20 protein-coding genes and 1 other RNA gene are annotated in these 24,462 nt (G+C 72.0%); 19 read left to right on the top strand and 2 right to left on the bottom strand.

Annotated elements, in window-relative coordinates:
* The first annotated feature begins 60 nt into the window (after positions 1 to 60).
* Positions 61 to 1,167, top strand: a complete 1,107-nt coding sequence (gene prfB, locus ACFIF2_RS03735; RefSeq protein ID WP_395570992.1) for a peptide chain release factor 2 — start codon at positions 61 to 63, stop codon at positions 1,165 to 1,167.
* Between the two features lie 322 nt (positions 1,168 to 1,489).
* Positions 1,490 to 2,368 carry a hypothetical protein gene (locus tag ACFIF2_RS03730; RefSeq protein WP_395570991.1) on the top strand — a complete coding sequence of 293 codons (879 nt, stop codon included), beginning with the start codon at positions 1,490 to 1,492 and terminating at the stop codon, positions 2,366 to 2,368.
* Between the two features lie 127 nt (positions 2,369 to 2,495).
* Here ACFIF2_RS03730 and ACFIF2_RS03725 read toward each other — a convergent pair whose 3' ends face one another.
* Positions 2,496 to 2,690: a hypothetical protein gene (locus ACFIF2_RS03725; RefSeq protein ID WP_395570990.1), complete on the bottom strand. Its 195-nt coding sequence runs from the start codon at positions 2,688 to 2,690 to the stop codon at positions 2,496 to 2,498.
* A gap of 215 nt (positions 2,691 to 2,905) precedes the next feature.
* Between ACFIF2_RS03725 and ftsE the strand changes: the two genes are divergently transcribed.
* The 5 genes from ftsE to ssrA all read left to right on the top strand — a co-directional run bounded on the left by ftsE (position 2,906) and on the right by ssrA (position 6,831).
* The gene (gene ftsE, locus ACFIF2_RS03720) at positions 2,906 to 3,595 is read left to right on the top strand and encodes a cell division ATP-binding protein FtsE (RefSeq protein WP_395570989.1); all 690 of its coding nucleotides are present in this window, start codon (positions 2,906 to 2,908) and stop codon (positions 3,593 to 3,595) included.
* Between the two features lie 29 nt (positions 3,596 to 3,624).
* Positions 3,625 to 4,542: a permease-like cell division protein FtsX gene (ftsX, locus tag ACFIF2_RS03715; RefSeq protein ID WP_395570988.1), complete on the top strand. Its 918-nt coding sequence runs from the start codon at positions 3,625 to 3,627 to the stop codon at positions 4,540 to 4,542.
* Positions 4,543 to 4,610: 68 nt separating this feature from the next.
* Positions 4,611 to 5,789, top strand: coding sequence for a S41 family peptidase (locus ACFIF2_RS03710; RefSeq protein ID WP_395570987.1), 1,179 nt, complete (start codon positions 4,611 to 4,613; stop codon positions 5,787 to 5,789).
* Between the two features lie 45 nt (positions 5,790 to 5,834).
* Entirely contained in the window at positions 5,835 to 6,314 is a 480-nt protein-coding gene (gene smpB, locus ACFIF2_RS03705) for an SsrA-binding protein SmpB (protein WP_073723717.1), read from the top strand.
* A gap of 117 nt (positions 6,315 to 6,431) precedes the next feature.
* Positions 6,432 to 6,831, top strand: a transfer-messenger RNA (tmRNA) gene (gene ssrA / locus ACFIF2_RS03700).
* Positions 6,832 to 6,879: 48 nt separating this feature from the next.
* Here the strand turns inward: ssrA and ACFIF2_RS03695 are convergent.
* A complete protein-coding gene (locus ACFIF2_RS03695; RefSeq protein WP_395570986.1) occupies positions 6,880 to 8,208 on the bottom strand; it encodes an MFS transporter in 1,329 nt (442 codons plus the stop codon).
* A gap of 83 nt (positions 8,209 to 8,291) precedes the next feature.
* On the opposite strand from ACFIF2_RS03695, the gene ACFIF2_RS03690 reads away from it, so the two are divergent.
* From ACFIF2_RS03690 to ACFIF2_RS03635, 12 genes are all read left to right on the top strand, one after another.
* A complete protein-coding gene (locus tag ACFIF2_RS03690) occupies positions 8,292 to 9,263 on the top strand; it encodes a LysR family transcriptional regulator (RefSeq protein ID WP_395570985.1) in 972 nt (323 codons plus the stop codon).
* 284 nt (positions 9,264 to 9,547) lie between these two features.
* Positions 9,548 to 10,948, top strand: coding sequence for a hypothetical protein (locus ACFIF2_RS03685; protein WP_395570984.1), 1,401 nt, complete (start codon positions 9,548 to 9,550; stop codon positions 10,946 to 10,948).
* Positions 10,948 to 13,146, top strand: a complete 2,199-nt coding sequence (locus ACFIF2_RS03680) for a polysaccharide deacetylase family protein (protein ID WP_395570983.1) — start codon at positions 10,948 to 10,950, stop codon at positions 13,144 to 13,146. Before ACFIF2_RS03685 ends, ACFIF2_RS03680 begins: the two co-directional genes overlap by 1 nt.
* Complete coding sequence (locus ACFIF2_RS03675) at positions 13,143 to 14,504, top strand: acyltransferase (RefSeq protein WP_395570982.1); 1,362 nt, start codon at positions 13,143 to 13,145, stop codon at positions 14,502 to 14,504. The genes ACFIF2_RS03680 and ACFIF2_RS03675 overlap by 4 nt, the downstream gene beginning before the upstream one ends.
* A 132-nt stretch (positions 14,505 to 14,636) precedes the next feature.
* On the top strand, positions 14,637 to 15,998 hold the full coding sequence (locus ACFIF2_RS03670) for a nitrate/nitrite transporter (protein WP_395570981.1): 1,362 nt from the start codon (positions 14,637 to 14,639) through the stop codon (positions 15,996 to 15,998).
* 95 nt (positions 15,999 to 16,093) lie between these two features.
* On the top strand, positions 16,094 to 17,245 hold the full coding sequence (locus ACFIF2_RS03665) for a uroporphyrinogen-III synthase (RefSeq protein WP_395570980.1): 1,152 nt from the start codon (positions 16,094 to 16,096) through the stop codon (positions 17,243 to 17,245).
* A 147-nt stretch (positions 17,246 to 17,392) separates the two neighbouring features.
* Entirely contained in the window at positions 17,393 to 17,983 is a 591-nt protein-coding gene (locus tag ACFIF2_RS03660) for a CGNR zinc finger domain-containing protein (protein ID WP_395570979.1), read from the top strand.
* Positions 17,984 to 18,168: 185 nt separating this feature from the next.
* A complete protein-coding gene (locus tag ACFIF2_RS03655; protein WP_279559696.1) occupies positions 18,169 to 18,693 on the top strand; it encodes a sigma-70 family RNA polymerase sigma factor in 525 nt (174 codons plus the stop codon).
* Between the two features lie 71 nt (positions 18,694 to 18,764).
* Positions 18,765 to 19,544 carry a zf-HC2 domain-containing protein gene (locus ACFIF2_RS03650; RefSeq protein WP_395570978.1) on the top strand — a complete coding sequence of 260 codons (780 nt, stop codon included), beginning with the start codon at positions 18,765 to 18,767 and terminating at the stop codon, positions 19,542 to 19,544.
* 83 nt (positions 19,545 to 19,627) lie between these two features.
* A complete protein-coding gene (locus ACFIF2_RS03645) occupies positions 19,628 to 21,964 on the top strand; it encodes a HelD family protein (protein ID WP_395570977.1) in 2,337 nt (778 codons plus the stop codon).
* Between the two features lie 433 nt (positions 21,965 to 22,397).
* Positions 22,398 to 23,813 (top strand): NAD-dependent malic enzyme, encoded by a 1,416-nt coding sequence (locus tag ACFIF2_RS03640; protein WP_395570976.1) that lies wholly within the window; start codon positions 22,398 to 22,400, stop codon positions 23,811 to 23,813.
* A 353-nt stretch (positions 23,814 to 24,166) separates the two neighbouring features.
* Positions 24,167 to 24,448, top strand: coding sequence for an HU family DNA-binding protein (locus ACFIF2_RS03635; protein WP_003990598.1), 282 nt, complete (start codon positions 24,167 to 24,169; stop codon positions 24,446 to 24,448).
* The last annotated feature ends 14 nt before the right edge of the window (positions 24,449 to 24,462 follow it).

The following is a 24,462-nucleotide window of genomic DNA, read 5'->3' as shown; positions in this document are numbered from 1 at the left end:
GCGGGCGCCGCCCGTGACGGCCCGGCGAATGCCGGTGGACGGAGCCGTTACGCTGGATGCGTGGCAGTCGTCGATGTATCCGAAGAGCTGAAGTCCCTCTCCTCGACCATGGAGTCGATCGAGGCCGTCCTGGACCTCGACAGGCTGAGGGCAGACATCGCCGTGCTCGAGGAGCAGGCGGCCGCGCCGTCCCTCTGGGACGACCCGGAGGCGGCGCAGAAGATCACCAGCAAGCTCTCCCACCTCCAGGCCGAGGTCAGGAAGGCCGAGGCCCTGCGCGGCCGGATCGACGATCTCGGCGTGCTCTTCGAGATGGCCGAGGAGGAGGACGACCCGGACACCCGCGCGGAGGCCGAGTCCGAGCTGACGGCGGTCAAGAAGGCGCTGGACGAGATGGAGGTCCGCACGCTCCTCTCGGGCGAGTACGACTCCCGTGAGGCGCTCGTCAACATCCGCGCCGAGGCCGGTGGCGTGGACGCCGCCGACTTCACCGAGAAGCTCCAGCGGATGTACCTGCGCTGGGCCGAGCAGCGGGGCTACAAGACCGAGGTCTACGAGACGTCGTACGCGGAGGAGGCCGGCATCAAGTCGACCACCTTCGCCGTGCAGGCGCCGTACGCCTACGGCACCCTCTCCGTCGAGCAGGGCACCCACCGCCTGGTGCGCATCTCGCCCTTCGACAACCAGGGGCGCCGCCAGACCTCCTTCGCGGGCGTCGAGATCCTCCCCGTGGTCGAGCAGACCGACCACATCGAGATCGACGAGTCCGAGCTGCGGGTGGACGTGTACCGCTCCTCCGGCCCCGGCGGCCAGGGCGTGAACACCACCGACTCTGCGGTGCGGCTCACCCACCTCCCCACCGGCATCGTGGTCTCCTGCCAGAACGAGCGCTCGCAGATCCAGAACAAGGCCACCGCCATGAACGTCCTCCAGGCCAAGCTGCTGGAGCGGCGCCGCCAGGAGGAGCAGGCCAAGATGGACGCCCTCAAGGGCGACGGCGGCAACTCCTGGGGCAACCAGATGCGTTCGTACGTCCTGCACCCCTACCAGATGGTCAAGGACCTGCGCACCGAGCACGAAGTGGGCAACCCCGAGGCCGTGTTCAACGGCGAGATCGACGGTTTCCTGGAGGCCGGAATTCGCTGGCGCAAGCAGCAGGAGAAGTAGCGCGAAGCGCAGACGCCGCTTTGTCGACAAGGCAACTGCCGCCCTTCCGGCGGCGGTTGCCTTTTGTCTGCCCGCTGTTCGCCGGTGATGTCTGGGTTTTACATCACACTCACACCCTTTGTGTCCGGCATACGTCCCTTACCTGGACATCGCGTACGCAATGGCCTTGACGTTGCTTTGAACATTCGTAAGGGTGAGGCGCGGCATGCGTATTTCTGGGGCGCATGTGAACCGGGGGACTTCAGTACGCAGCGACCTCCCGTCGATCACGGCCCCCGAGTGCGGCCTCACTGACTAATCGGCTACTGGGGGTAGCAACTACATGACGAAGAAGACGCGCATTCGTGTCGCGCGCATAGCGGCCGGCGCCGTGATCGCGGCCGGTGCCTCCCTGACCGCCGCGGGTGCCGCCTCGGCGCTCGACATCGGTGTGGGCGTGGGTGTCGGCGACACCAACGTCGGCGTCGGCGTGAGCGTCGGCGACGACGCGGGCGACACCGAGGGCACCACGGAAGGCACGACCGAGGGCACGACCGAGGGCACCAACGTCGGCGTGACCGAGGGCACCACGGAGGGCACCACCGAGGGCACCACGGTGGGGACGACCGAGGGCACCACGGAAGGTACCTCCGAGGGCACCACGGAGGGGACGACCGAGGGCACCACGGAAGGCACCACCGAGGGCACCACGGAGGGGACCTCCGAGGGCACCACCGAAGGTACGTCCGAGGGCACCACCGAAGGCGGCGACAACGGCGGCTCCGGCAACAACGGCGGTTCCGGCAACAACGGCGGTTCCGGCAACAACGGCGGCTCGGGCAACAACGGTGGTTCCGGCAACACCGGCGGCTCCACCGGCGGCAACGGCGGCTCGGACACCACCGGCGGCAACTCCGGCGGCAACGGCGGTGGCTCCACCGGCGGTGACACCACCGGCGGTACCGGTGGCGGCGACAACACCACCCCCGACGGCGGCAGCAACGACAACGTCGCCCAGGAAGAGGGCTCCTCGGCCCTGACCGACACCGGCGAAGAGGCTCCGGCCTCCGACACCGCCGCCCAGGGCAGCGGTGACGAGCTGGCCGAGACCGGTGCCGCGGAGACCACGTTCCTGCTGGTCGGCGCCGCCACGATGATCGCCGGCGGCATCGGCTTCCGCATGCTGCCGCGTCTGATGAACGGCCGCGGCGCGGCTGCCTGACGGTAGCCGTCCGCGTACGCACCGCGTACGCGACCCGCACGCACGCGAAGGGGCCCGGAGCGCGACGCTCCGGGCCCCTTCGGTGTCTTTCCGTGTCCGGGAGCCCCGCAGGGGCCCTCCAGGGGTGTCAGACGGTCTGGTGGGCCGCCAGCAGGGCCACCGCCGCGATCAGCACCACGAGCAGCGCGATCAGCGTCGTCGGATTCAGCCCCGCAAGGAAACTGTCCTGCTGCAGCCGCTCGCGGTTCGCCCGGCACACCGGGCACCGGCCCTCACTCACGGGCGCCGCGCAGTTCGCGCACACCAACCGGTCGTACGTCATGCGCTCGCCCTCCTTGCAACCGGTTCCGTAGGGACAACGCCCACACGGCCGCGAGCGTTCCCCTTCCACTGTGCCAGGTTCCGGAGGACCCCGCGCGCCCTCCCCCCCAAGGACAAAACGCGCAACTGATGCACAACCCCGACCGGTGACTGCGGTCCGCTCCCCGCTTCGCGTATGGTCACGCACATCTACCCCCGGCGACCCGTGGTGCATCCGTGATCCGATTCGACAACGTCTCCAAGGTCTACCCCAAACAGAGCCACCCAGCCCTCAGGGACGTCTCCCTGGAAATCGAGAAGGGCGAGTTCGTCTTCCTCGTCGGGTCCTCCGGCTCCGGAAAGTCCACCTTCCTGCGGCTGATCCTCCGCGAGGAGCGGTGCAGCCACGGACAGGTGCACGTCCTGGGCAAGGACCTCGCCCGCCTGTCCAACTGGAAGGTGCCGCAGATGCGCCGCCAGCTGGGCACGGTGTTCCAGGACTTCCGCCTGCTGCCGAACAAGACGGTCGGCGAGAACGTCGCCTTCGCCCAGGAGGTCATCGGCAAGTCCCGCGGCGAGATCCGCAAGTCCGTGCCGCAGGTGCTCGACCTCGTCGGGCTCGGCGGCAAGGAGGACCGCAGGCCCGGTGAGCTGTCCGGCGGTGAGCAGCAGCGCGTCGCCATCGCGCGCGCCTTCGTCAACCGGCCCAAGCTGCTGATCGCCGACGAGCCCACCGGCAACCTGGACCCGCAGACGTCCGTCGGCATCATGAAGCTGCTCGACCGCATCAACCGGACGGGCACCACCGTGATCATGGCGACCCACGACCAGAACATCGTGGACCAGATGCGCAAGCGCGTCATCGAGCTGGAGAAGGGCCGCCTCGTCCGCGACCAGGCACGCGGCGTCTACGGCTACCAGCACTGACGAGGAACGGAAAGGCTTAACGAGACGCCATGCGCGCCCAGTTCGTGCTCTCGGAGATCGGTGTCGGTCTTCGACGCAACCTGACGATGACCTTCGCGGTCATCGTGTCCGTCGCCCTGTCCCTGGCCCTGTTCGGCGGTTCGCTGCTGATGAGCGACCAGGTCAGCACCATGAAGGGCTACTGGTACGACAAGGTCAACGTCTCGGTCTTCCTCTGCAACAAGAGCGACGCCGAGTCCGACCCCAACTGCGCCAAGGGCGCGGTGACCGAGGACCAGAAGAAGCAGATCATGTCCGACCTCGACGCCATGACGGTCGTCGACAAGGTCGTGTACGAGTCGCAGGACGAGGCGTACAAGCACTACAAGGAGCAGTTCGGCGACTCGCCGCTGGCCAGCTCGCTCACGCCGGACCAGATGCAGGAGTCGTACCGGATCAAGCTGAAGGACCCGGAGAAGTACCAGGTCATCGCGACCGCCTTCGACGGGCGGGACGGCGTGCAGTCCGTGCAGGACCAGAAGGGCATCCTGGACAACCTCTTCGAGCTCCTCAACGGCATGAACTGGGCCGCCCGCGCGGTGATGGCGCTCATGCTGGTCGTGGCGCTGATGCTGATCGTCAACACCGTGCGCGTCTCGGCGTTCAGCCGGCGCCGCGAGACCGGCATCATGCGGCTGGTCGGCGCCTCGGGCTTCTACATCCAGGCGCCGTTCATCATGGAGGCGGCGGTCGCCGGGCTCATCGGCGGTGGTGTCGCCTGCGCCTTCCTGGTGATCGCCAGGTACTTCATCATCGATCACGGACTCGCCCTGTCCGAGAAGTTGAACCTGATCAACTTCATCGGCTGGGACGCCGTGCTGACGAAGCTGCCGCTCATCCTGGCGACCAGCCTGCTGATGCCCGCGTTGGCCGCGTTCTTCGCGTTGCGCAAGTACCTGAAGGTGTGACACATGCCAAGAGGGCCGAACGGTCAAGCGACCGTGCGGCCCTCTCGCGTTGTCCTAGACTCACCGGCATGTCAGGTCGTGACCTGTTCTGTCAGCCCCGCCGCGCACGCCACGGGGCCGCCCTGACCTTGCTGTTCGCGAGCGTGCTCGTCGCGGGCGCGGCGACCGGTTCGCTCCCCGGGGCCGACCCGGAGCGGCCCTCCGAACCGGCCCGTCCGGCCGCTCCCGCCGGACGGCACGAGGAGGTCGCCCGGGCGGCGGCCGAGGCGATGGCCGACGGCAAGTCCCCCGTGGAGGCCGCCGAACGCGCCGTCAGCCGCAGCGGGGACCGCTGGGGCGCCGTCTACTCCCGGGGCGAGTACGAGGAGTTGGAGGAGGCCCTCGACGGCCGGTACACCGGCGTCGGGCTCTCCGCGCGCCGCGAGCGCGACGGCCGTATCGAGGTGACCGGGGTGCGCTCCGGCTCGCCCGCCGCCGACGCCGGGATCCGCCCGGGCGACCGGCTGCGCAGCGTGGACGGCGAGCGGGTCGACGGGCGCCCCGTCACCGAGGTCGTCTCGATACTGCGCGGCGACGCCGGTGCCGAGCCCGCGGGCAGCGCCGTCCGGCTCGGTCTGGAACGCGGCACGCGCGCGTGGACCGAGACCGTCCGCCGGGCCCGGCTGTCCACGGACCCCGTGACCGTGCGCACGCTCGCCGACGGGGTCACCGTCGTGAAGGTCGTCTCGTTCACCAAGGGCGTCGGCGAGCGGGTGCGCGCCGCCGTGGAGCGGGTGCCGGCCGGGGCCGGAGTCGTCCTCGACCTGCGCGGCAACTCCGGCGGTCTGGTCGGCGAGGCCCAGGCCGCCGCCTCCGCCTTCCTCGACGGCGGCCTGGTCGCCACGTACGACGTCGACGGCGAGCAGCGGGCCCTGCACGCCGGCCCCGGCGGCGACACCACCAGGCCCCTGGTCGCCCTCGTCGACGGCGGCACGATGAGCGCGGCCGAACTCCTCGCCGGGGCCCTCCAGGACCGCGGGCGGGCGGTCGTCCTGGGCTCCCGCACCTTCGGCAAGGGCTCGGTGCAGCTGCCGGGCAGGCTCCCCGGCGGCTCGGTGGCCGAGCTGACCGTGGGGCACTACCGCACCCCCTCCGGCCGCGGCGTCGACGGCACCGGCATCACACCCGACCTGGAGGTCGAGCCGACGGAGCCGGACGCCCTGGAGCGGGCGCGGACGGTGCTGAGCGGGCTGGGACCGGCCGCTTAATCGGCTTTCCCCGGGGCCCCTGTGTAGTGCCAAAATGGCTGCACTATGGCTAAGGAAAAAGGGCGCAAGCTGATCGCGCAGAACAAGAAGGCGCGGCACGACTACCAGATCCTCGACACCTACGAGGCAGGGCTGGTCCTGTCCGGGACCGAGGTGAAGTCGCTGCGCCAGGGGCGGGCCTCGCTGGCCGACGGCTTCGTGCAGCTGGACGGACACGAGGCGTGGCTGCACAACGTGCACGTGCCGGAGTACAGCCAGGGCACCTGGACCAACCACAGCGCCCGGCGCAAGCGGAAGCTGCTGCTGCACCGCGTGGAGATCGACAAGCTGGAGGCGAAGTCCCAGGAGACCGGTCACACGATCGTGCCCCTGGCGCTGTACTTCAAGGACGGCCGGGCCAAGGTCGAGATCGCGCTGGCGCGCGGCAAGAAGGAGTACGACAAGCGGCAGACGCTCCGCGAGAAGCAGGACCGCCGCGAGGCGGAGCGGACGATCTCCGCGATCCGGCGCAAGCAGCGGGCCTGACCGCCGGCGCCCGACCGCCGGGAATAGGCTGGCACCGTCGCGCGTTGGTCACGTACGATGGCAACTGCACCCCACGGCGGGTGCGCGCCCTCCTCGGAGGGATTGAAAAATCAACATGGGGATGATCGGTTTCGACAGCGGCTGTCGAAGCAGGGGAAGCGTGTCGAGGAAGCGGCCATGATCTCGTAAACCACAGGCCGAAAAAAATAATCGCCAACACCAAGCGCGATTCCTCCCAGCAGGCCTTCGCCCTCGCTGCCTGATCTCAGGTAGCGAAGCGAGCCTCCTACTACGGGAGTGTCAGCCCGGGGCTGTTCCCGACCCGGATCCTGGCATCAGCTAGGGGACTAAACCTTGATCCCGGTCACGGGGTGAAGAGGGAAACCAAACAGTGACTGAGCCCGTCGGAGACTTGTCCGCGTGATCTCCGGGGCTGAGAAAATCGAAGCGGACTGCACACGGAGAAGCCCTGATTCCGCACCGTTGGACGCGGGTTCGATTCCCGCCATCTCCACAGTTCCCATGTGGGCCGAGGCCCCGCCGCTCCAGAGCGGCGGGGCCTTCGTCATGCCCGCCGCCGGTCCGCAGGCCGTACGTCCCGGGCCGGGACCAGGGCCAGGGCGAGCAGCAGGGCCGCCGCGGACGCCGTGACCGGTATGCCGTAGCCCGCCGTGGGCGAGGCGTGCTCCACCGTCCAGCCGCCCAGCGCGCTGCCGCCGGCGATGCCGCCGAGCAGGCCGGTCACCGCGAGCGTCATCCCCTCGTTCAGGCGGCCCTGGGGGGTGCGGCTCTGGACCAGCGTCATGGTGGTGACCATGGTCGGCGCGGTCGCCATCCCGGCGACCAGCAGCGCGAGCGCCAGCAGCGGCAGCGAGCCGGTGAGCGACGCCGCCAGCAGCGGCAGCGTCAGCAGGGCCGTCATCGCGGCCACGCACCAGGGCAGGCGGTGCTCGGCGGGCCCGGCCGGTTTCAGGGCGCCGTACAGCAGGCCCGCCGCGCAGGAACCGGCCGCCTGGAGCGCGAGCACCACACCGGCGGCGGCGCGGTGACCCTGTGCGTCCGCGAACGCGATCGTGACGACCTCCAGGGCGCCGAACACCCCGCCCACCGCCAGGCACACGGCCAGCAGCGGCGGGATGCCCGGTACGCGCAGGGGCGCCTTCGCCGTCGGGTGCGGCCGGGCCGGCGGCTCGGTGGAGCGCTGGGCGGTGAACAGCAGCATCCCGCTCACCAGCAGCACCACGCCGACGAGGGTGCCCGCCTCCGGGAACAGCGCCGTGCACAGGAACGCGGCGAGGACCGGCCCGAGCATGTAGCACAGCTCGTCCGCGGCCTGCTCGAAGGAGTTCGCGGTGTGCAGGGCGCCGACGGCGTCCTTCCGGTCCTTCAGCAGGTGGGCCCAGCGGGCGCGGGCCATGCCGCCGGTGTTGGGCGTCGTCGCGGTGGCGGCGTACGCGGCGAACAGGGTCCAGGCGGGCGCCTCGTACCGGACGCACAGCAGCAGGGCGAGCGAGCCCAGGGCGGCGACCAGGGTCGCGGGGACGGCCACCCTCGCCTGTCCGTGCCGGTCCACGAGCCGCGCGGTCCACGGCGCGACGAGCGCCGTCGCCGCCAGGCCCGTCGCGGTGACGGCGCCGGCGAGGGCGTACGAACCGCGGGTGCCGGCGATCATCACGACCGCGCTCACACTGAACATCCCCATGGGCAGCCGGGCCGTGAGGTTCCCGATCGTGAAGGCTCGGGCGCCGGGCAGGGCGAGCAGGCGCCGGTACGGGCCGGGCGGCCGGTACCGGGTGCGCGGCCGGAAGTCGGCGGCGACGAGGCTGTCCGCCGTGACGGCCAGGAAGGGGGCGGACGAGGGCGGGGAGAGGCGTGCGGAGGTCGGTCGCGGCATGGACCCACCGTCGCCCGGAGGTGATCAAGGGGTCCAACACCTTCTCCGCACCCATTCACGCACTCCTGTTGTAAATTCGCCGGATGGCCGCTCCCGCCCACCTCGACCCCCGCCTCCTGCGCGCCTTCGTCACCGTCGCGGAGGACCTGCACTTCACCCGTGCCGCCGCCCGTCTGTACGTCGCCCAGCAGGCGCTGAGCAGGGACGTGCGGCGCCTGGAGCGGGAACTGGGCGCCGAGTTGTTCGTCCGGACCACCCGGCAGGTGACCCTGACGGCCGACGGCGAGCGGCTGCTGCCGTACGCCCGCCGCGCGCTCCAGGCGCAGGACGACCTCCTGGCCGCCTTCGGACAGGCGCGCCCGCTGCTGGTCGACCTCAACTCCCCGGGGCTCGTCACCGGCCGGCTGGTCCTCGAACGGGCCCGCGCGCTGGCGCCCGAGCAGGAGCTGATGGCGCGTTACGAGAGCGGCCTGACGGGCGCCGCCGCCGAACTGCTCGCCGGGCGCCTCGACGCCTCCTTCGGGCGGTTCGCCGGCCTGCCCCCGGCGTTGCGGGCCGGGCTCGGCCACCAGCCGGTGCGCTACGAGCCCATGGCGGTGCTGCTGCCCGAGGACCACCCGCTGGCCGGGCTGCCGGAGGTGCCGCTCGCCGCGCTGGCGGGCGAGACCGTGTACGCCGGGGCCGGCAATCCGCGGACGCCCGAGTGGACCGACCTCGCGCGCCTGCTCTTCGAGGGGCGCGGCATCGAGACGGCCCCGCCCGCCCCGCTGGCCGTCGGGGTCGAGGAGTTCCGGCGGATCATGGAAAAGGAGGGCAATCCGATCCTGGCCGTGGAGAGCTTTCCGGCCATCGGAGCGACCGTGGTGCGTCCGCTCGTCGACCCCGTGCCGCTGTCGCCGGTCTCCCTGGTGTGGCGGAAGGGGCTGGTGCACCCGGCGTTCGACGCGCTGCGCGGTGCGGCGCGGCAGGTCGCGGCGGAGGAAGGCTGGCTCCGCGTGCCCGCCGGCGCCTGGGTCCCGGCCCCCGACGCCGCTGTGATGTCCGTCCACAACTAGGCACGCGGCCACCACGCCTCCTCCGCGTGCGCTACATTCTTGGCCTGAGCACGGTGTGGTACAGGGGGCGCTCGAACCTGGTGGGGGCCGGTTCGGCCGACGGGTGCTCAGAGTCGTACGCGCACCCGGAACTGTCCCGTGGGGGGAAGTGCGTGCGCGTGAAGAATTGGCAAAAAGACGCTCAACCGGAGGGGCCCGAGGCCGTGTCCGGAACGCGTGATCTCCCAGAGGCTGGACAGGATGCTGACCCCATCGACGTGTTTCCGGCGACCCGGGCGTTGCCGGTGAACGGGGAGTCCCCGGCGGCCGGCGCGGCGTCCGGACCCGCGGGCTCGCCCGACGGCCCGGCCGCGTCCGGGTGGTTCGGGAACGCCGGCGACGCCGCGGTCCGTCCCGGCGCGAGCCGTTCCGACGCGACGGAGATCCTCGGTTCCCGAATAGGCGGGGGTCAGGGCCGAATAGGCCGGAATCCGGGTCCGGGCTTCGATCCGTCACGTCAGGGGCGGATAACCTGGGGCACCACTGACCAGGCCGGACAGACCGGACGGAACGAACAGACCAGACATGCCGGGATCGGCCCGGCACACGCGCGTCCGGCGGGTGCCCGTCCGGCAGGTGCCCGTCCGGGCGGCACGGAGCCCGGCGCCGCCGTCCGGACCGGAGCCGACCGCGCCGGAGCGGACCCGTACGACGACAGGACGGACGTCCTGCCCCCGTTCGGCCTCGGCACCGAAGGCCCCCACGGGACCGAAGGCACCCACGGGACTCACGGCGCCGGCGACGCCGACAGGACGGACGTCCTCCCCCCGGTCGCATCAGCCGCCCCGGCCGCCCCCACGCGAGCGTTCCCCGCGGGCACGACCGCCCCCGTTCCCGTCACCGCCGCCCTCCGCGACCCCTGGCAGGAAACCCCGGACGCCGACGCCGACGCCGGTTCCGGCGCCGCCGGCCACGCGCACGACCCGCACGAGGTGACCGTCCAGCTCGACGCCGTCCAGCTCGGTGACGGGACGATCCGCCGGGCGGACAGTGGGCAGCACCGCAAGCGCGGCCCCGAGGGCTCCGACGGACCGGTCTTCGTCGACGCCTCGGGACGCCGCAGCCGCCTGTACCGCCGTATCGGCATCGCGTTCGGCATGGCCTGCGCCGTCTACGCCGTCGTCATCGTCTCCACGCTGCTGTCCGGCAACTCCAACGCGCCCTGGCTGCCCGTGGAGGGCCAGCAGGAGGGCAAGCCGGCCGGCAGGGTCGACACCACCCCGCTGCCCTCCGAGTCGGCGGAGCCCTCCGGCACCGGCGGCGCGGCCCCGGGCACCAGCCCCTCGGCCGGCGCCGGCGTGACCACGGCCCCGGACGCCGACGCCCCCGCGCCCGGCACGTCCGCCACCGCGCGGCAGCCCGGCGCCGGCACCGACCCCGGCCCCTCCCGGAGCGGGGCGGACACGCAGCCGGGCGGTGGCGGCGCGACCGCCCCGGACCCGGCGCAGTCGTCGCAGGCACCGCCCCCCGTCACCACGAACCCGTCGACCCCGGCGGGCGGCGGCGGCGACCCCACGGTCCTCCCGACGCAGCCCACCGGCGGCACCACCACCGACCCCGGTGACGACACGACCGCCAACGGCGCGAGCGATCCGCTCGCCGCCGCCCGTACGTCCTCTTCCCTGTTCCCGGAGAACACCCTCTGATGGCATCCCGCACCCGCCGTCACGGGCCGGCCAGCCGCGCCCGTGACGGCGCCCGGCGCCGCCGCCTGCCCCTGCGCCTGCTGCTCCCGCTGCTCGTCCTGGTCGCCCTGGCGGCGATGCTCATGCTGCGCGGATACGTGCACAGCGAGATCCTCGCCGACCACCGCGTCCAGCCGCCCGCCGCCACCGACCGGGTGCCGGAGAAGATCCTCGAGGGCGGCCCGGTCATCGACGCCCGCGGCGGCCGCACCGAGAGCCTGAGCGTGCCCGACCACCGTCTGGTCCTCACGTTCGACGACGGCCCGGACCCGACCTGGACGCCGAGGGTGCTGGACGTGCTGAAGAAGCACGACGCGCACGGCGTGTTCTTCGTCACCGGCACCATGGCCTCCCGCTACCCCGACCTGGTCGAGCGCATGGTCGACGAGGGCCACGAGCTCGGGCTGCACACGTTCAACCACCCCGACCTCTCCTTCCAGTCCAAGAAGCGCATCGACTGGGAGCTGTCGCAGAACCAGCTGGCGATCACCGGCGCGGCCGGTGTCCGCACCTCGCTGTTCCGCCCGCCCTACTCCTCCTTCGCCGACGCCATGGACAACAAGTCCTGGCCGGTCACCGAGTACATCGGCAGCCGCGGCTACATCACCGTCGTCAACAACACCGACAGCGAGGACTGGAAGCGGCCCGGCGCCGACGAGATCATCCGCCGGGCGACGCCGAAGAACGGCGAGGGCGCCATCGTCCTGATGCACGACTCCGGCGGCGACCGCAGCCAGACCGTCGAGGCGCTGGACCGGTTCCTGCCCGACCTGCAGAAGCAGGGCTACGAGTTCGACAACCTCACCGAGGCCCTGGGCGCGCCCAGCGCGATGACCCCGGTGAGCGGCGCCGAACTGTGGAAGGGCAAGGCGTGGGTCTTCCTGGTCCAGGCGTCGGAGAAGATCACCGACGCTCTGGTGGTGGGCCTCGCCGTCATCGGCACGCTGGTCATCGGCCGCTTCGGGCTGATGCTGCTGCTCTCCGGCGTCCACGCCCGCCGCGTCCGCAGCAAGAACTTCCGCTGGGGCCCGCCGGTGACCGAACCGGTGACGGTGCTGGTCCCGGCGTACAACGAGGCCAAGTGCATCGAGAACACCGTGCTGTCCCTGATGGCCAGTGACCATCCGATCGAGGTCATCGTCGTCGACGACGGCTCCACCGACGGCACGGCCCGCCTCGTCGAGGCGATGGGCCTGCCGGGCGTGCGGGTGATCCGCCAGCTCAACGCGGGCAAGCCGGCCGCGCTCAACCGGGGCCTGGCCAACGCCAGCCACGACATCGTCGTCATGATGGACGGCGACACGGTCTTCGAGCCGTCCACCGTCCGCGAACTCGTCCAGCCCTTCGGCGACCCGAAGGTCGGCGCGGTGGCCGGCAACGCGAAGGTCGGCAACAAGGACAGCCTCATCGGCGCCTGGCAGCACATCGAGTACGTGATGGGCTTCAACCTGGACCGCCGGATGTACGACGTGCTGCGCTGCATGCCGACCATCCCCGGTGCCGTGGGCGCCTTCCGCCGCTCCGCGCTCGCCCCCATCGGCGGCATGAGCGACGACACCCTCGCCGAGGACACCGACGTCACCATGGCGCTGCACCGCGCCGGCTGGCGCGTGGTCTACGCCGAGAACGCCCGCGCCTGGACCGAGGCCCCGGAGACCGTCCAGCAGCTGTGGTCCCAGCGCTACCGCTGGTCGTACGGCACCATGCAGGCCATCTGGAAGCACCGCCGCGCGGTGATCGAGAAGGGCCCCTCGGGCCGCTTCGGCCGGGTCGGTCTGCCCTTCGTCTCCCTGTTCATGGTCCTCGCCCCGCTGCTCGCGCCGCTGATCGACGTCTTCCTGCTCTACGGCATCGTCTTCGGCCCGACCCAGAAGACGATCATGGCGTGGCTGGGCGTCCTGGCCATCCAGGCGGTCTGCGCGGCGTACGCCTTCCGGCTCGACCGCGAACGCATGACCCATCTGATCTCGCTGCCACTGCAGCAGATCCTCTACCGCCAGCTCATGTACGTCGTGCTGCTCCAGTCCTGGATCACCGCGCTGACCGGCGGCCGGCTGCGCTGGCAGAAGCTCCGGCGCACCGGTGTCGTCGAGGCGCCCGGCGGCTCCGTGCCGAACCGGCGTGTGCAGAGCCAGGACGATCGGAGGCCGGTGGCATGACCCACGGACACACGACCGGTACGGGCATGAACCCGGAGCCGGCCGGCCCGTACAGCACCGGATACGGCACGCCCCACCCGGGCGCGCCGTACGCGGACCCGACCGCGGGCGCCCCGTACGCCGTCCCGCGCCAGCGCACGACGGAGCCCGCGCCCACCCTCGCGCCCGAGGCCGCCGCGTCGCCCGCCGTCCCGGCCGCCAAGAAGCCGGGCCGCGACCGGTACCTGGACCTGCTGCGCTCCATCGCCCTGGTCCGCGTCGTGGTCTACCACCTCTTCGGCTGGGCCTGGCTGACCGTGCTGTTCCCCTCCATGGGCGTGATGTTCGCGCTGGCGGGCTCGCTGATGGCGCGTTCGCTGAAGCGACCGGCGCTGGGCGTGATCCGCGGACGCGTGCGCCGGCTCCTGCCGCCGATGTGGGCGTTCGCCGTCGTCGTGCTGACGATGATGTTCGTCAACGGCTGGAACCCGGCCGAGGACCCCGACCGCGGCGGCACCTGGGGCCTGATCGAGCTGTTCAACTACCTCGTCCCGATCGGCGCCCCGCCCTACCCCTGGCACGTCGGCTCACCGTCCGGCCTGCTGGAGGACACCTGGGCGGTGCAGGCCGCGGGCCCGCTGTGGTACCTGCGCGCCTACCTCTGGTTCGTCCTGGCCTCCCCGCTGCTGCTCTGGCTGTTCCGCAAGGCGCCCTGGCCGACGCTGCTCGCGCCGCTCGGCCTCACGGCGGTCGTCGGCACGGGCCTGGTGAAGATCCCGGGGGAGACCGGCAACGCCGTCACCGACTTCGCGGTCTACGGCGGCTGCTGGATCCTGGGCTTCGCCCACCACGAGGGCCTGCTGAAGCAGATCCCGCGCTACGTGTCCGTCTCCTGCGCGTCCCTGATCATGGCCTTCGGCCTGTGGTGGGCCTCGAACCACCTGGGTCCCGACGGCTGGGACCTCAACGACATCCCACTGGCCCAGGCCACCTGGTCGTTCGGGTTCGTGGTGATCCTGCTCCAGTACTCCCCGTCCTGGCAGGAACTCCCCGGGCGCCTGGCCAGGTGGGACAAGCTGGTGACCCTCTCCAACAACCGCGCGGTCACCATCTACCTGTGGCACAACCTGCTGATCATGGCCACGGTCCCGATCATCGACCTCGCCTACAAGCTCCCCTTCATGCAGAGCGAGCGCGCGGTCGGTGCGCTCGACGGCGCCTACACCATCTGGATGTTCGCCCTCGTCTGGCCGCTCATCGGCCTGATGGTCGTCGCCGTCGGCTGGGTCGAGGACCTCGCGGCCAAGCGCAGGCCGAGACTGTGGCCGAACGGCACCAAGCGCACCCCCTCCCGCGCCAGGGCGGCCCACCGGAGCTGACGGCGACCTCTCATCCCGTCCCGGTGCCGGGTGAGAGCAACGTTCCCTTCCGGTCATCCACAGCCCCACAGGCCCGAAACGCGCCCTGCCTAGGTTCGGTGCAACCGAGCTGTGGAGCACCGTGGAGGCGTCATGACAGTCCCTGGCCGCCGCTGGATCCAGCACTGGGATCCGGAGGACGAGACGTTCTGGAAGGAGACGGGAGAGCGGGTCGCCCGGCGGAACCTGTTCTTCTCCGTCCTCTCCGAGCACATCGGGTTCTCGGTCTGGACGCTGTGGTCCGTGCTGGTCCTCTTCATGGGGCCGGAGTACGGGCTGACACCGGCCGACAAGTTCCTGCTGACGTCCGTGGTGACGCTGGTCGGGGCCGTCGTGCGGGTGCCGTACACGTTCGCGGTCGCGGTCTTCGGCGGGCGGAACTGGACGATCATCTCCGCCGGGCTGCTCCTCGTGCCGACCGTGGCGGCGTTCGCGGTCATGGAACCGGGCACGTCCTTCTCGACGTTCCTGCTGGTCGGCCTGCTGGCCGGCATCGGCGGCGGCAACTTCGCCTCCTCCATGACCAACATCAACGCCTTCTTCCCGCTGCGCAAGAAGGGCTGGGCCCTCGGCCTCAACGCGGGCGGCGGGAACATCGGCGTGCCGGTGATCCAGCTGGCCGCGCTCGCCATCATCGGGGCGAGCGGCGGGCCGCGGGTGCTGCTCGGCATCTACATCCCGCTGATCGTGGTGGCCGCCGTCCTCGCCGCCTGCTTCATGGACAACCTCGCCTCCGTGAAGAACGACACCGGGGCCGCCAAGGACGCCGTGCGCGAGGCGCACACCTGGATCATGGCGGTGCTGTACATCGGCACGTTCGGGTCGTTCATCGGCTACAGCTTCGCCTTCGGGCAGGTGCTCCAGACCCAGTTCGGGCGGACCCCGCTCCAGGCCGCGTACCTGACCTTCATCGGCCCGCTGCTCGGCTCCCTGATCCGGCCGCTGGGCGGCAGGCTCGCCGACCGGTACGGCGGCGCGAAGATCACGCTGTGGAACTTCGTCGCCATGGCCGCCGCCACCGCCGTACTCGTCGCGGCCAGCATGGCGAAGTCGCTCGGGCTGTTCGTCGCCGTGTTCGTGGTGCTGTTCGTGCTCAGCGGGCTCGGCAACGGCTCGACGTTCAAGATGATCCCCGGCATCTTCCAGAACAAGGCGCTCGCCCAGGGGCTGACGGGGGAGGAGGCCGTGGCGTACGGGCGGCGGCTCTCCGGTGCCTCCATGGGGCTGATCGGCGCGGTCGGCGCGCTCGGCGGCGTCGCCATCAACCTCGCCTTCCGACAGTCGTTCCTGTCCGTCGGCTCGGGCACCGGCGCGTTCGTCGCGTTCCTCGCCTACTACGCCGTCTGCTTCGCCGTCACCTGGGCGGTATACCTTCGCCGCCCGGCCGTACGGACGCCGGTCGGCCCGGCGGACCCGGCGCAGGTCAGGGAGCGGCCCAGCTACGCCGAGGTATGACGTAACACTGGTGACATGAAGCGGAACCGAGCCTGTCACGCACCGTTGACAGGCTCGGTCGCCGTGCAGCCAGTACGACGACCGGGACGAGAGTGATGGACGACGAACAGCAGCCCTCCCGCCACGGCCCCCTCGCCGGATTCACCGTGGGCGTGACCGCCGCCCGCCGGGCCGACGAACTGGGCGCGCTGCTCCAGCGGCGCGGCGCTGCCGTCCTGCACGCCCCGGCGCTCCGGATCGTGCCGCTCGCCGACGACAGCGAGCTGCTGGCCGCGACCAAGCAGCTCATCGACCAGGCGCCGGACGTCGTCGTGGCCACCACCGCCATCGGCTTCCGGGGCTGGGTCGAGGCCGCCGACGGCTGGGGACTCGGCGACGCCCTGCTTCAGCGGCTGCGCGCGGTGGAACTGCTCGCGCGCGGTCCCAAGGTCAAGGGCGCGGTGCGGGCCGCCGGGCTCACGGAGGAGTGGTCGCCGGCCTCCGAGTCCATGGCCGAGGTGCTGGACCGGCTGCTGGAGGAGGGCGTCGACGGCCGCCGGATCGCCGTACAGCTGCACGGCGAGCCCCTGCCGGGGTTCGTGGAGGCGCTGAAGGAGGGCGGCGCCGAGGTCGTGGGCGTGCCCGTCTACCGGTGGCTGCCGCCGGAGGACATCGGGCCCGTGGACCGGCTGCTGGACGCCGCCGTGACGCGCGGGCTGGACGCCGTGACGTTCACCAGCGCGCCCGCCGCCGCCTCCCTCCTGTCCCGCGCCGAGGAGCGCGGCCTGCTGCCCGAGCTGCTCGCCGCCCTCGGCCACGACGTGCTCCCGGCCTGCGTCGGCCCGGTCACCGCCGTGCCGCTCCAGGCGCACGGCCTCGACACCGTCCAGCCCGAACGCTTCCGGCTCGGCCCGCTCGTCCAGCTGCTCTGCCAGGAGCTGCCGTCCCGCGCCCGAGCCCTGCCGGTCGCCGGGCACCGGCTGGAGATCCGCGGGCACGCGGTGCTCGTCGACGGGGACCTCAGGACCGTGCCGCCCGCCGGGATGTCCCTGCTGCGGGCGCTGTCCCGGCGGCCGGGCTGGGTCGTGCCCCGCGCGGACCTGCTGCGCGCCCTGCCGGGCACCGGCCGCGACGAACACGCCGTGGAGACGGCGATGGCCCGCCTGCGCACCTCCCTCGGCGCCCCGAAGCTCATCCAGACGGTGGTGAAACGCGGCTACCGCCTGGCCCTGGACCCGGCCACGGACGCCAAGTACACGGACGGCTGAGGCGCGCGGGCGTCCGGGCGGCGGTACGGGGGGTTCCGGGCGCGGCGGCGGGCAGGCACTGTAGAGGGAGCGCTCACCGCGCGGTGAGCGCCACCTGCTCCCCTCTCCGGCCCGCCCCACCGGGCACCCCTAGGCGGTGACAGGAACATGGCACTGGGTACGGCCACGGACCCGTACGAGCTGCGGTTCGACACCGGGCGGATCTGCCTGGACCTCCTCGCCACCAGCCACCCCGTGGAACGGCTCGAGTCCGTCGAGGTGCTGCGCGCCTGGATCGCCGGCTCCGGCCTCGTGCCGCCCGGCACCCCGCTGGACCACGCCGACGCCTCCTGGCTCACCGGCTTCCGCGAACTGCGGCGGGAGACGGCGCGGTTGGTCCGCGCCCGTACCGCGCCCGGCGTCCACCCGCCCGACCTCGCGCTCGCCCGCGTCAACGCCCTCGCCGTCGCCGCGCCCCCGGCTCCCCGCGCGGTGCGCGCCGAGGACGGCGTCCTCGTACGGGAGTTGACCGGGCCGCCGCAGTGCGCCGCGCTGCTCGGCGCCCTCGCCCGGGACGTGGTGGAACTGCTCACCGACCCCGTCGCCCGGGCGAGCCTCAGGCAGTGCGCGGGCGACAACTGCCCGATCGTGTACGTCGACACCTCACGCGGCCGCCGCCGGCGCTGGTGCTCCAGCGAGGTCTGCGGCAACCGCGAGCGCGTCGCCCGGCACCGCCGCCGCGCCGCCCTCGCCCGATAGGTGCGGCTGTGCCCCGTTCTCGGCACCGTCTCCGATAAAACTGTCAGCTCGCTTTGAACACCGCGCACTTCGCGTCCGTACCGGATGGGCGAGCGACCGACTGGGGGAACCCCCGGACATCGGAGGTGGGCGTGCGCAAGGATTCCGTCGTGGCCGGTGAACGTGGTGCGAGGGCCCGACATCGCATGTCCCAGGCGTCCTCGGAACCCGACGAGGAGCTGATGCGCGCCCTGTACCGGGAGCACGCGGGCCCCTTGCTGGCGTACGTACTGCGGCTGGTCGCGGGGGACCGGCAGCGGGCCGAGGACGTCGTCCAGGAGACGCTCATCCGTGCCTGGAAGAACGCCGGTCAGCTCAACCGTGCGACCGGATCGGTACGCCCCTGGCTGGTGACGGTCGCCCGGCGCATCGTCATCGACGGCCACCGCAGCCGGCAGGCCCGGCCGCAGGAGGTCGATCCGTCGCCGCTGGAGGTCATCCCCGCGGAGGACGAGATCGACAAGGCGCTGTGGCTGATGACGCTGTCGGACGCGCTCGACGACCTGACCCCGGCCCACCGGGAGGTCCTCGTCGAGACGTACTTCAAGGGGCGTACCGTCAATGAGGCGGCGCAGACACTGGGCATACCCAGCGGCACCGTTCGCTCCCGGGTGTTCTACGCCCTGCGTTCGATGAAGCTGGCTCTGGAGGAGCGGGGGGTGACGGCGTGATGAGCGGGTACGGGGGAGTTCAGGGGTTCGGCGGGGGATACGGCCCGGGTGATCCGGGTAATTCTGCCCCCATGCAGGGATCACCGGCGCCGAACGAGCACGAGACCGTCGGCGCCTACGCGCTCGGCATCCTCGACGACGCCGAGGCGACCGCCTTCGAGGCCCACCTCGCCGGCTGCGAGTGGTGCGCCCAGCAACTCGACGAGCTGGCCGGGATGGAGCCGATGATGGCCGCGCTCGCCGACCTGCCGGGCACCGGCACGCCCGCCATCGCCGAGTCGCTGACGGCCAAGCCCGGCCCGCGGCTGGCGGAGAAGCTCGTCGACGAGGTCGCCGAGCGCCGGGCGGCCAAACGCCGCCGCAACTTCTACCTGGTGGGCACCGCCGCCGCGCTGATCATCGGTGGCCCGTTCGCCGCCGTGGCCACCACGGGCGGTGACGGTGACGACGGCGGCGGCAGGAAGACCGAGGCCGCCCAGCCGACCGCCGGCCCCGCCGAGTCCGCCTTCGCGGCGATGCCCGACCGGGTCACGGCCACCGACCCCGCCACGCGGGTCAGCGCGACCGTGGCCCTGGAGAAGAAGGCCTGGGGCACCCACGCGGTCCTGGAGCTGAAGAACGTCGAGGGCCCCGAGAAGTGCTCCTTGATCGCCGTCGGCAAGAACGGCGAACGAGAGACGGTCACCTCCTGGGCGGTCCCCGACTGGGGCTACGGCCTGCCGGACGCCACCACCGAGAAGGCGAGGAAACCGCTGTACGTGCACGGCGGCGCCGCCTTCGAACCCAACCAGATCGATCACTTCGAGGTCATGACCTTCGACGGCGAGCGGCTGGTGGAGGTGGACGCGTAACCCCGTCCACCGGACCGGCCGTGGCTTCCGGAGCCCCCTTCGCGTACCTTTGACGGCTGCCCAGCACGTCAGAAGGGGGCCCGGTGGCCGCACAGGCGCAACAGGACTCAGCGGTCGACTCGGCGCACCACGCGCACGACGCCGTACGGCAGGACTCCGCGCGGGAGGACTCCGTACGCGACCGGGAGATCAGCGTGGAACAGGCGCACCTGGACCGGGTGTACCGCCGCCTCGAGGAGAAGATCGACGAGGCCGAGTTCCTCATGCACGACGCCGCGCAGCGCGGCCACGTCGGCACCCCCGGCGCGCTGGCCGAGCGCGACGCGCAGGTCTTCCGCGCGGGCATCCACCTCAACCGGCTGAACAACGAGTTCGAGGACTTCCTGTTCGGCCGGATCGACCTGCTGCTGGGCAAGGACGGCAAGAAGGGCCCGGACGGCGCGTACACGGCCGTCGAGCCCGCCGAGGGCGCCCTCAGGCCCGACCACACCGCCGACATCGCCGAGACCCTGCATATCGGCCGCATCGGCGTCCTCGACCAGGACTACGCCCCGCTGGTCATCGACTGGCGGGCGCCCGCCGCCGCCCCGTTCTACCGGTCCACGCCGGTCGACCCGGGCCGGGTCGTGCGCCGCCGGGTGATCCGCTCCAAGGGGCGGCGCGTCCTCGGCGTCGAGGACGACCTGATGCGGCCCGAGGTCAAGGCCCGCCTGGACGGCGAGGAGCTGGCCGTCGTCGGCGACGGCGCCCTGATGGCGGCCCTGGGCCAGGCCCGTACGCACTCCATGCGGGACATCGTGGCCTCCATCCAGGCCGAGCAGGACCTGGTGATCCGCGCCCCCGCCGCCTCCGTGACCTACGTCGAGGGCGGCCCCGGCACCGGCAAGACCGCCGTCGCCCTGCACCGCGCGGCCTACCTGCTCTACCAGGACCGGCGCCGGTACGCGGGCGGCATCCTGATCGTCTCGCCGACGCCGCTGCTGGTGGCGTACACCGAGGGCGTGCTGCCCTCGCTCGGCGAGGAGGGGCAGGTCGCCATCCGCGCGATCGGCTCGCTCGTCGACGGCGCCGAGGCCACGCTGTACGACTCCCCGTCCACCGCCCGCGCCAAGGGCTCCTCCCGCATGCTCAGGGTGCTGCGCCGGGCCGCGCGCGGCGCGCTGGAGCCGGAGGGTTCGCCGACGCTGCTGCGGGTCGTCGCCTTCGGCCGCCGCCTCGAACTGGAGGGCGAGGAGCTGGCCGGCATCCGCCGCACCGTCCTAGGCGGCACCGCGCCCGTCAACCTGCTGCGCCCCCGCGCCCGCCGGCTGCTCCTGGACGCGCTGTGGGCCAAGTCGGGTGCCGGCACCCGGCACAGCGACCCCGAGCTGGCCGCCGAGCTGCGCTCCTCCTTCGACGAGGACGTCAGCTCCGAGGACTCCTTCCTCGCCTTCCTCGACGCCTGGTGGCCGGAGCTGACGCCGGGCGCCGTCCTGGCGGCCATGGCGGACGAGCGGCGCCTGGGCCGCTGGGCCCGGCGCGTCCTGAACCCGGGCGAGGTCCGCAAGGTGGCCCGTTCGCTGCGGCGCGAGGGGCACTCCGTGCACGACATCGCCCTGCTCGACGAGCTGCAGGCGATCGTCGGCACCCCGGCCCGCCCCCGCAAGCGGCGCGAGCTGGACCCGCTGGACCAGCTCACCGGCCTGGAGGAGCTGATGCCGCAGCGCGAGGAGACGCAGTGGGAGCGCGCCGAGCGGCTGGCGGCGGAGCGCACCGAGTACGCGCACGTCATCGTGGACGAGGCCCAGGACCTCACCCCCATGCAGTGGCGGATGGTGGGCCGCCGCGGCCGGCACGCCACGTGGACGGTCGTCGGTGACCCGGCCCAGTCCTCCTGGTCCGACCCCGACGAGGCGGCGGCGGCCCGGGACGAGGCCCTGGGCAGCCGTCCGCGGCGCCGTTTCCAGCTCACCGTGAACTACCGCAACCCGGCCGAGATCGCCGAGCTGGCGGCCAGGGTGCTCGCCCTCGCCATGCCGGGCTCCGAGTCCCCGACGGCCGTCCGCTCGACGGGCGTGCGGCCGCGTTTCGCGGTGGTGGGGGACACCCTCGCCCAGACGGTCCGGGCGGAGGCGGCCCGGCTGCTGGACCTCGTCGACGGCACCGTCGGCGTCGTGGTCGCCATGAACCGGCGCGAGGAGGCCCGGCGCTGGCTGGCCGGGCTCGGCGACCGCGTGGTGGCGCTGGGCAGCCTGGAGGCCAAGGGCCTGGAGTACGACGCCACGGTCGTCGTCTCCCCGGCCGAGATCGCCGACGAGTCGCCCGCCGGGCTGCGGGTGCTGTACGTCGCCCTCACCCGGGCCACCCAGCAGCTGACGGTCGTCTCCGGCGAGCGGGACGAGCCGGACGCCGCGGGCGTGCCGGACCTGCTGCGGGACTGAGTGGCGTACGGACGTGCGAGAGGCCCGTGCCGTCGGACGGCGCGGGCCTCTCGTCTTCCTCGTTCAAGTGGCACCGACCCGCCATGCTCGCCTCGCGGCAAGTGGTCGCTCGTAGCGACGAAGGTTGGGCCCGGGGGCTTGGATCGAGCCGGTGCCACGTCCAAGGTAACAAACGATCCCCGCAAGGCAATTCCCGTCCCGCCCGGTTCTTCGCCGGACCCGTGCGCCGCTTGCGGAACCCCCCTTCCGTCGACGCCTCACTTCTCGTATGGTGGAAGTCGTTTTCCGAAAGTGACCGGAAGGGACACCCCTCCCGGGGAACGGCGCGCGAACAAAAAGTTCGCAATCCGGGGCGGCTACCACGTACTCGGTGGTAGGTGCGACGATCGGACGGCACAACGCAGCTACACGGTGAAAGCAGAGGAAGTCGGCCATGGCAACGGCGCCCAGCGTCTCCTACTCGATGACGGTCCGACTGGAGGTGCCCGCGGGCGGTACCGCCGTCTCGCAGCTCACCACGGCGGTGGAGTCCGCCGGGGGCTCCGTCACCGGCCTCGACGTCACGGCCTCCGGCCACGACAAGCTCCGGATCGACGTCACCATCGCCGCCGGCTCCACCTCGCACGCCGACGAGATCGTCGAGCAGCTGCGCGGCATCGAGGGCGTCAGCCTGGGCAAGGTCTCCGACCGTACCTTCCTCATGCACCTCGGCGGCAAGATCGAGATGGCGTCGAAGCACCCCATCCGCAACCGCGACGACCTGTCCATGATCTACACGCCGGGCGTGGCCCGCGTCTGCATGGCGATCGCCGAGAACCCCGAGGACGCCCGCCGCCTGACCATCAAGCGCAACTCCGTTGCGGTCGTGACGGACGGCTCGGCGGTGCTGGGCCTGGGCAACATCGGCCCCAAGGCCGCGCTGCCGGTCATGGAGGGCAAGGCGGCCCTCTTCAAGCGGTTCGCCGGCATCGACGCCTGGCCGCTCTGCCTGGACACGCAGGACACCGACGCGATCGTCGAGATCGTCAAGGCCATCGCCCCGGGCTTCGCCGGCATCAACCTGGAGGACATCTCCGCGCCGCGCTGCTTCGAGATCGAGGCCCGGCTGCGCGAGGCCCTCGACATCCCGGTCTTCCACGACGACCAGCACGGCACCGCGATCGTCGTCCTCGCGGCCCTGACCAACGCCCTGCGCGTGGTCGACAAGCCGATCGAGAACGTCCGGGTCGTCATGTCCGGCGCCGGCGCCGCCGGTACGGCCATCCTCAAGCTGCTGCTGGCCGCCGGTGTGAAGAACGCCGTCGTCGCCGACATCCACGGCGTCGTGCACGCCGGCCGCGCCGACCTGGTCGACGCCGCCCCGGAGTCGGCGCTGCGCTGGATCGCCGACAACACCAACCCCGAGGGCCTCACCGGCACCCTGAAGGAGGCCGTGCACGGCGCGGACGTCTTCATCGGCGTCTCGGCCCCGAACGTCCTGGACGGCGACGACGTGGCCGCCATGGCGGACGGCGCGATCGTGTTCGCGCTCGCGAACCCCGACCCCGAGGTCGACCCGGCGATCGCCCGCCAGACCGCGGCGGTCGTCGCCACGGGCCGCTCGGACTTCCCGAACCAGATCAACAACGTGCTGGTCTTCCCGGGCGTGTTCCGCGGCCTGCTGGACGCCCAGTCCCGCACCGTCAACACCGAGATGATGCTCGCCGCCGCGCACGCCCTCGCGGACGTGGTGACCGAGGACGAGATCAACCCGAACTACATCATCCCCAGCGTCTTCAACGACAAGGTCGCCGGCGCGGTCGCGGGCGCCGTGCGGGAGGCGGCGAAGGCCGCCGGGGTGGTGGCGTAGCTTCCTTTGGCGGGGGAAGGCGGCCTGTGGCGTGGTGGTGAGGATCACCACGGCGGGCCGCCCCACCGGCGCGTCGCGGGACGACGGGCCCCGGCGTGCCCTCTAGGGTGGCGCAAGGCTCAGGCCCTCTTCGGCGTGTGACTCCCAAGGGTGTTCTCACGACTCCTGGGGGTGCCGGATTGGCTTTACCGCCGCAGGTGGAGGCAGGATGCGTCCCTGGGCGCGAGGGTCTGACGACCGACCCGGGTCCGGGGAGTGTCCGAGGCCCCTGGCAGCATCGGCATCGCTGTGCCCATCATGCGGCTCCGCCGCGTGGCACGCCTCAACGGCAAGAAGAACACGGGAGTAACAACATGAACCGCAGTGAGCTGGTGGCCGCGCTGGCCGACCGCGCCGAGGTGACCCGCAAGGACGCCGACGCCGTGCTGGCCGCGTTCGCCGACGTCGTCGGCGACATCGTCTCCAAGGGCGACGAGAAGGTCACCATCCCCGGCTTCCTGACCTTCGAGCGCACCCACCGTGCCGCTCGCACCGCCCGCAACCCGCAGACCGGCGAGCCGATCCAGATCCCGGCCGGCTACAGCGTCAAGGTCTCCGCGGGCTCCAAGCTCAAGGAAGCCGCCAAGGGCAAGTGACCCCGAGTGGGCAG

The organism is Streptomyces sp. BK79 (assembly GCF_044142145.1).
Classification (GTDB): Bacteria; Actinomycetota; Actinomycetes; order Streptomycetales; family Streptomycetaceae; genus Streptomyces.
This window is presented reverse-complemented; position numbering and strand designations above follow the sequence as displayed.